Annotated in this window: 7 protein-coding genes; 5 read left to right on the forward strand and 2 right to left on the reverse strand. The window is 69.6% G+C overall.

All coding sequences use genetic code 11. The features are described from left to right. Nucleotides 1-1,441 (reverse strand): beta-ketoacyl synthase N-terminal-like domain-containing protein (locus tag ABZ659_RS35550; RefSeq protein ID WP_360229058.1); only part of this gene is annotated, 1,441 nt, incomplete at its 3' end. A gap of 633 nt (nt 1,442-2,074) precedes the next feature. Here ABZ659_RS35550 and ABZ659_RS35555 point away from each other — a divergent pair. Further along, nucleotides 2,075-2,551 carry a hypothetical protein gene (locus ABZ659_RS35555; RefSeq protein WP_360229061.1) on the forward strand — a complete coding sequence of 159 codons (477 nt, stop codon included), beginning with the start codon at nt 2,075-2,077 and terminating at the stop codon, nt 2,549-2,551. A gap of 701 nt (nt 2,552-3,252) precedes the next feature. Next, the gene (locus ABZ659_RS35560) at nt 3,253-3,639 is read left to right on the forward strand and encodes a hypothetical protein (RefSeq protein WP_360229064.1); all 387 of its coding nucleotides are present in this window, start codon (nt 3,253-3,255) and stop codon (nt 3,637-3,639) included. 33 nt (nt 3,640-3,672) lie between these two features. Here the strand turns inward: ABZ659_RS35560 and ABZ659_RS35565 are convergent, their stop codons facing one another. Further along, nucleotides 3,673-4,293, reverse strand: coding sequence for a CGNR zinc finger domain-containing protein (locus ABZ659_RS35565; RefSeq protein ID WP_360229067.1), 621 nt, complete (start codon nt 4,291-4,293; stop codon nt 3,673-3,675). 142 nt (nt 4,294-4,435) lie between these two features. Between ABZ659_RS35565 and ABZ659_RS35570 the strand changes: the two genes are divergently transcribed. The 3 genes from ABZ659_RS35570 to ABZ659_RS35580 all read left to right on the forward strand — a co-directional run bounded on the left by ABZ659_RS35570 (nt 4,436) and on the right by ABZ659_RS35580 (nt 6,505). Beyond that, entirely contained in the window at nt 4,436-4,984 is a 549-nt protein-coding gene (locus ABZ659_RS35570) for a carboxymuconolactone decarboxylase family protein (RefSeq protein ID WP_360229070.1), read from the forward strand. A gap of 92 nt (nt 4,985-5,076) precedes the next feature. Beyond that, nucleotides 5,077-6,024 (forward strand): pyridoxamine 5'-phosphate oxidase family protein, encoded by a 948-nt coding sequence (locus ABZ659_RS35575; RefSeq protein ID WP_360229073.1) that lies wholly within the window; start codon nt 5,077-5,079, stop codon nt 6,022-6,024. A 13-nt stretch (nt 6,025-6,037) separates the two neighbouring features. After that, nucleotides 6,038-6,505 carry a nuclear transport factor 2 family protein gene (locus ABZ659_RS35580; RefSeq protein ID WP_360229076.1) on the forward strand — a complete coding sequence of 156 codons (468 nt, stop codon included), beginning with the start codon at nt 6,038-6,040 and terminating at the stop codon, nt 6,503-6,505. Nucleotides 6,506-6,596 lie beyond the last annotated feature (91 nt).

Raw genomic sequence — 6,596 nt, forward strand, 5'->3', positions numbered from 1 at the left:
CGGCCCGAGCCAGCAGATGCGACCGCAGCCCCTCCGCCTGACCCGCCAACGCGGCGACGGTCTTGCCCGACACCACCACCGGCACCACCGGCGGAGTGACGCGTGGCCCGGGATGGGGCGCGTCGGTGGTGGGACCGGCGGTGAGAACCACGTGGCAGACGTTGCCGCCGATCCCCAGCGACGTCACTCCGGCCGTGAGGGGGTGGTCCGTGCTGGGCCACGGTTCGCTGCGCGTCACGACGCGCAGTCCCCACTCGTCCAGGTCGATCTGCGGGTTGGGGCGCTCGTAGTTGAGGCTGGGGACGAGTTCTCGCCGGTTGATGCAGAGGGCGGTCTTGATGAGGCCCGCGATGCCCGCAGCACCTTCCAGATGCCCGATGTTGGTCTTGATGGAGCCGACGGTGAGCGGGCTCGCGGGGGGCCGCGAGTCGGCGAACACGGACGCCAGCGCCCGGGCCTCGATCGGGTCGCCCACGCGGGTGCCTGTGCCGTGCAGTTCGACGTACTGCACCTGGGAAGGGGCGATCCGGGCGTTGGCCAGGGCCTCGCTGATGGTGCGCGTCTGTGTGTCGGCGCTGGGTACCGTCAGTCCGCCGTCACCGGAGCCCGTCGCGGTGGCGCTTCCTTCGATCACCGCGTAGACGTGGTCGCCGTCCGCGAGAGCCTGGTCGAGCGGCTTGAGTACGACCAGGCCGCCGCCTTCTCCTCGGACGTAGCCGTTGGCCCGCTCGTCGAGGACATAGCACTTGCCGTCCGGTGACAGTGCGCCCGCAGCCTCGACGACAGCGCTGCTGAGGGGCGAGACGTTGAGGTGGACGCCACCGGCGAGCGCGATGTCGCTCTCACCCTTGCGCAGGCTCTCGCACGCGAGGTGGACGGCGACGAGTGAGGACGACTGGCCGGTGTCAACGGTGATGCTGGGGCCGTTCAGGCGGAGTCGGTGGGAGATCCGGTTGGCGGCGATGGCGCGCCCCAGGCCCGTCAGGGTGTGGCGGGTGATGCCTGGTGTGCCCGCCATCGCCACGAGGTCCGCGTAGTCGGCGGCCATGACTCCGAGGAAGACGCCCATGCCCGTCGACGTGTGTGGTGGGAGGACGATTCCTGCGTCCTCCAGGCTCTCCCAGGCCAGTTCGAGCGCCAGCCTCTGCTGGGGGTCCATGTATGCCGCTTCACGGGGCATGATGTCGAAGAATTCCGGATCGAACTCGTCGACGCCAGCGACGAAACCTCCGCGCTCGGGCCCGAAGGGACGGTGGTCGGCACGGGGCCGGGTCGCGTCGACGCCGCCGCGCAGCAGGTTCCAGAGCTCGTGAGGTCCTGTTGATTCCGGGAAATGGGCCGCGATTCCAATAATCGCAACCTGACGACGACGCGCTTCGACCATGGCGTTCCCCCGTGCCAATGAAAATCCCCCGTGCCACTGACAGACCTCGTCGACCATGCACAACTCGTTTGAAATATGAACAGCTTGTTGGGATTGCCCGAGTGGTGGATCAGGAGGCCGTGGCCCGCAGGACGCTAGCAGGCACGCCAGCCGGAAATCTCAAATTCGGCCATGTGATCTGGACCACACCTAATTGAACTTGTCGGTAACCTTGCACCCACTCGCATTTCACCGTTATCGGCCGGCTGATTGAGCCCCGAGGGCCATCTGAGGTCTGGCGCAAAACCGATCGAGTCTCCGAGTGATCGCGCGTACGTGAGCCCAGGGCTCCACCACCCAGGCGTACGACACCAACCTCTCCCGTCTACCCCCTTCCCTCCAGGTCAACGGCCCGTAGCCGCGCCGCGTCCACATCGGACCCGCGTGCACCCTGAGAGCGACTCGCACCTACATCGACAGCCAATTCCAGCCAACCGCTGGACGGGCCCCCGGGATCCAGCCCGTCCCTCGACGGCGGCGGACGGCGGGCGCGAGGGACGCCCCTTCTCGGACAAGTACTTGAGAGACACTCAAGCGAGAGTCGAAGCCGGTGTGCCGACAGGTCGGTCCGACTGCAGACGATCACGTGGGCCTCTGGGACTCTGAGAGGGTCCGACCCGACCCGACCGCACGTGGAGGACGAAGCGCTCTATGGAACCGACCGATCCGACGTCCGGCCTCCCCTTCATCGACGAGCACCAGGTACGTGTCGCGGCATCCGCGGCGACGACCTGGGATGCGCTCGTCGCCCACGTCGCCCGGACCCGTCTGGGGGTCAGCAGCGGTTTCGCGCATCTCGTGGGCACCGAGCCGCGTGGCGCCACGGGCACGCTGCCGCAGGAAGGCGCGACCATTCCCGGGTTCGCGGTGGCCGAAAGCGTGCGACAGGAACGCCTCACCCTCGCGGGCAGGCACCGTTTCTCGCAGTACGCCCTCATTTTCTCCCTGGTGGAACGCCCTGACGGGACCACACTCAGCGCACGTTCGCACGGCTCGTTCCCGAAACTGCCCGGTGTTCTTTACCGCGGACTGGTGATCGGTTCCGGCGCCCACCCTTTCCTCGTCCGCCGTATGCTCCGCGATATCAGCCGAAGCGCGGAACGCCGAGAAGCAGGTCAGGGGACGTAGCACCGCGCACGCAGCCAGCACGCGGAGCGGTGTTCGGAGCGCTCAGCGGAAGGCAGTCGCGGCGGCGCGGATACCGGGAGGTGTCCGGAGAGCCCAGGTGGGCGCGTGCAGGTAAGTGCGTCCGGATCGCCCACGGTCAGAGCACACGCACGGCGAACCGACCGGCACGGAGCACGAGGAGGTGGAGCGTGCGGCCGCGCGGGCGGAACACCCGGCGAAACGGAGAGGTACCTTCGCGCGGCGGGCATAACGCTCGGCAACGCGATACCGGCCAGAGGGCGGGGGAAAGGCGTACTTCTTCTCGGTAGCTCCGTCAACCAGAACGTGGGCCGAGGCGGCCTCGCGCGGGAACGCGGTCGGCAGCAGACCAGACCGCGGTCCCACCGCCACCGCGAAGTTCACCCGTGATTCTGGCCTGTGCCCGCCTCCCGGCACCCCGTCACTGGCACATGCCAGCGATGGTGACCCTTTCGCTCGCGTGCACGGGCGTCATGTCGGGTTGCACATATTGTGACGGCGTCAACGAGGGAAACACAGGAAGAGCGGACAATTCCCGGCCGCCTGCCGCCAGGCGGAGGCGATTGCGACGGACGCTCCTGTCGGGGAAGTCCAGGGGATTTCAGCAGGAAGTCAGGAGTATTACGCAGCGGCGGTCCCGTCCGGTCTTTCGGCACGGCAGAGAATGAAGCTTCCCCTTGATCGTGGACACCTGGAGACTGGTACCCGGCCTCGCCCGACGTGCCCAGGGCGCCATCGCCCGGTGCATCGACACCGCGTGGGCGCTCGCGGTGGGTCAGGACATCCACTTCCCCACCACCACCGGCAAGCGACCGACGGTCGCCGACCGGCTGTTGCACCGCTACGTCAGCCGCCTGTCCCGCACGGCCACCGGGTGCTTCCACGCGGCGACCTACCTGACCGACGTACTCGCCCTCCAGGCGACTCCGACGTCCCTCGTCAGACCCCGCGTCCTACTGACCGCCCTCGTGGGTCCGTCGCGCCCGCTCCTCGATGCACCCCAGCTCACCGACAGCGAACAGACCCTCCTTGAACGGCTGCGGGGGGATGCCCAACCTCCGACCACTTGAGCGTCTCGTCCCAAGCGACCCGGCCCGCGAACCTCAGGCGGGGTTCTGGCGGTGGCGTTGGTAGTGGCGGGCGGAGCGGGCGCGGTTGCCGCAGCCTGTGGAGCACCACTCGCGGCGGGGGTGGTTCTTGAGGAAGTACAGGACGCAGCCCGGCGCCAGGCAGGCGCGTAGCTGGTGGCGGGTGTCCCGGCTGAAGAGGGTGATGGTCTCCTCGGCGATCGCGGAGACGGCCGCGGAGGCCGTCTGCCCGGCAGTGCGGAGCTGCCGGGAGGGTTCCTGGCCGGGGGTCCACGACAGCGCCGACCAGTGGGGTGTGTCGCTGGCGGCCTGGTTCAGCATGGTGACGGCGGCGTCCAGCTCGCGGGTGTCGGACGCCGCCGCCCGGCGCGGATCCTCCGTGGCCTCGGCAGCCAGCCGGCGTAGGGCGTCACGTAGGCCGGTCAGGCGCTCGCCGAGGGTGGCGAGGTCGGGCTGGGTCAACGCGTCGAGGTCTGCCGGTGTCAGCAGCTCGATCCGGGGGGCCACGGCGTGGAGCCAGGCGCGCGTGCCATCGGTGTCGCGCAGCGCGTCGTGCACGCCCTCCCGGTCCGCCCAGACCGTGTTCATCAACTCCACGGGCAGCGGCTCACCGAGGAGCGGTGCGTTCGTGTCCATGGCGTCGAGGCTACCGCACTTCTAACGGTTAAAGCTCACCCCAACCGTTTGACAGCGCGAGCGGCGCATGTCATCGTCTTTTCAACGGTTACTAGCGCATCCAAACGTTAGAACCGGAGGGAAGGTAAGGAGCGCTGCTCTCATGACCGGTTTCGCCCCCGTCGAGCCCGCCACCGCGACCGGGAAGGCCGCCGAGCTGCTGGCCGACGTACAGAAGGCCCTTGGTCTGACCCCGAACATGACCAAGGTGATGGCGAACAGCCCGGCCCTGCTCAAGGGCTACTTGTCCCTGAGCGGCGCCCTGTCCGAGGGGGTCCTGCCCGCCCCGGTCCGCGAGCGCCTCGCGCTGGCCACCGCCGAGTACAACGGGTGTGAGTACTGCCTGTCCGCCCACACCTACATCGGCGCGCACATCGCCAAGATCGACGCGGACGAACTGGAGTCGGCCCGTGACGCGAAGGCGGCGGACGCTCATACGCAGGCCCTGCTGACCCTCTCGAACGCGATCGCCCGCGGGCACGGCCACGTCGGCGACGACGTCCTGCGAACCGCGCGGGACGCGGGCGCCACCGACGACGAGATCGGCGAGGTCGTCGGGCACCTGGCTCTGAACGTCCTGACGAACTACTTCAACATCCTGGCCGAGGTCGACAACGACTGGCCCGTGGTCACCCCGCGCTCCGCGGCCTGACCTACGCCGCGCCCGCCCGCCTGACCCCAACCCTGACCTGGGCCCGGCGGGCGGGCGGCCACACCCGTGTCAGCCAAGGAGGAGCGATGGCGATGACGAACCCCGTAGGCACTCCCACGGGCGGTTTCCACGAGGGTGAGCTGGCCGTGCAGCGCGAGGCGGGCGTGGTGCGGGACGCCGCCCGGCTCGCGGCCATGCTGGCGCCCGCCGACCTGCGCGGCGGTGTGACCCGGTTCCTGGCCGGACGGACCTTCGCCGCGATCACCGCGCGCGACGCCGACGGCGGGCTGTGGACCTCCCCGCTGACCGGCCCGCCCGGATTCCTGCGCGTCGCCTCACCGGCCACCCTCGACGTACGGGCCCTGCCCGCCGAGGGCGACCCGCTGCGGCACCTGCCGGAGCACCAGCCCGTCGGGCTGATCGTGGTGGAGTTCGCCACGCGTCGGCGTCTGCGGATCAACGGCACCCTGTCGCACACCACGGGCGGCAGTCTGCGCATCGACGTGGCGCAGGCGTACGGCAACTGCCCCCAGTACATCCAGAACCGCCACCTGCGCCCCGCACCCGTCCGGGCCTCCGGCGCCGAGCCGGTACGCCGCGGGCACACCCTCACCCAGGGCGACGTCGACCTGGTCCGCCAGGCCGACACCTTCCTGGTCGGCACCACCCACCCCCAGCGCGGCAACGACGCCTCGCACCGCGGCGGGCCGCCGGGATTCGTCCGGGTCGAGGGCCGCGAGCTGTGGTGGCCCGACTACCGGGGCAACAACATGTTCAACACGCTCGGCAACCTGCGGACGGACCCCACCGCCGCACTCCTCTTCTGCGACTTCGCCACCGGCCGCACCCTGCACCTGTCCGGCCGGGCCGCCCTGGACTGGGCCCACCACCACCTCCCCGGCGACGACGACGGCACCGGACGGCGCGTCCGCTTCTCCCCCGAGCGGTTGGTGGCCGGACGGCTGCTGCCCCTGCGGGCCGACTCCGTCACCGCCGCCCCCGACAACCCGCCGCTGACCGACCGACCCTCCGTACCGTGAAGGACTCCCCGCCATGACCGAAGCGCGCCCGCCCTTCCCGCCGTTCGACCTCGACAGCGCCCTGGCCAAGGTCCAGGCCGCCGAAGACGCGTGGAACACCCGCGACCCGCACCACGTCGCCCTCGCCTACACCGAGGACTCCGCCTGGCGGAACCGCGACGTGGTCCTCACCGGCCGCGAGAGGATCGTCGAGTTCCTCACCGCCAAATGGGAGCGCGAACTCGACTACGTCCTGCGCAAGAGCCTGTGGGGCTTCCGCGGCAACCGCGTGGCCGTCCGCTTCCAGTACGAGTGGCACAACACCGAAGGCCAGTGGTTCCGCTCCTACGGCAACGAACTGTGGGAGTTCGCCGACAACGGCCTCATGCGCCGACGCGAGGCGAGCATCAACGACCTGGCCATCGACGAGGCGGACCGCCGATACTTCGGCCAGCGCCCCGACGCCGAACGCGGCCCCGGACACGACATCCCCCTGGACTAGTAGGGCTTGGTCATCTTCACTTGTGCATGCGTGTCTACTGCTCTACGAGCGTCGTTGGGGTGGTGTGACACCTGAGGAGTTGGCCGGGGTC

The organism is Streptomyces sp. NPDC006997 (genome assembly GCF_040635175.1).
Taxonomy (GTDB): domain Bacteria; phylum Actinomycetota; class Actinomycetes; order Streptomycetales; family Streptomycetaceae; genus Streptomyces.

Bases quoted from the DNA above. Each gene is read 5' to 3' on its own strand.
- ABZ659_RS35555 (WP_360229061.1), top strand. From the start codon at position 2,075: ATGGAACCGACCGATCCGACGTCCGGCCTCCCCTTCATCGACGAGCAC.
- ABZ659_RS35565 (WP_360229067.1), bottom strand. From the start codon at position 4,293: ATGGACACGAACGCACCGCTCCTCGGTGAGCCGCTGCCCGTGGAGTTG.
- ABZ659_RS35570 (WP_360229070.1), top strand. From the start codon at position 4,436: ATGACCGGTTTCGCCCCCGTCGAGCCCGCCACCGCGACCGGGAAGGCC.
- ABZ659_RS35575 (WP_360229073.1), top strand. From the start codon at position 5,077: ATGACGAACCCCGTAGGCACTCCCACGGGCGGTTTCCACGAGGGTGAG.
- ABZ659_RS35580 (WP_360229076.1), top strand. From the start codon at position 6,038: ATGACCGAAGCGCGCCCGCCCTTCCCGCCGTTCGACCTCGACAGCGCC.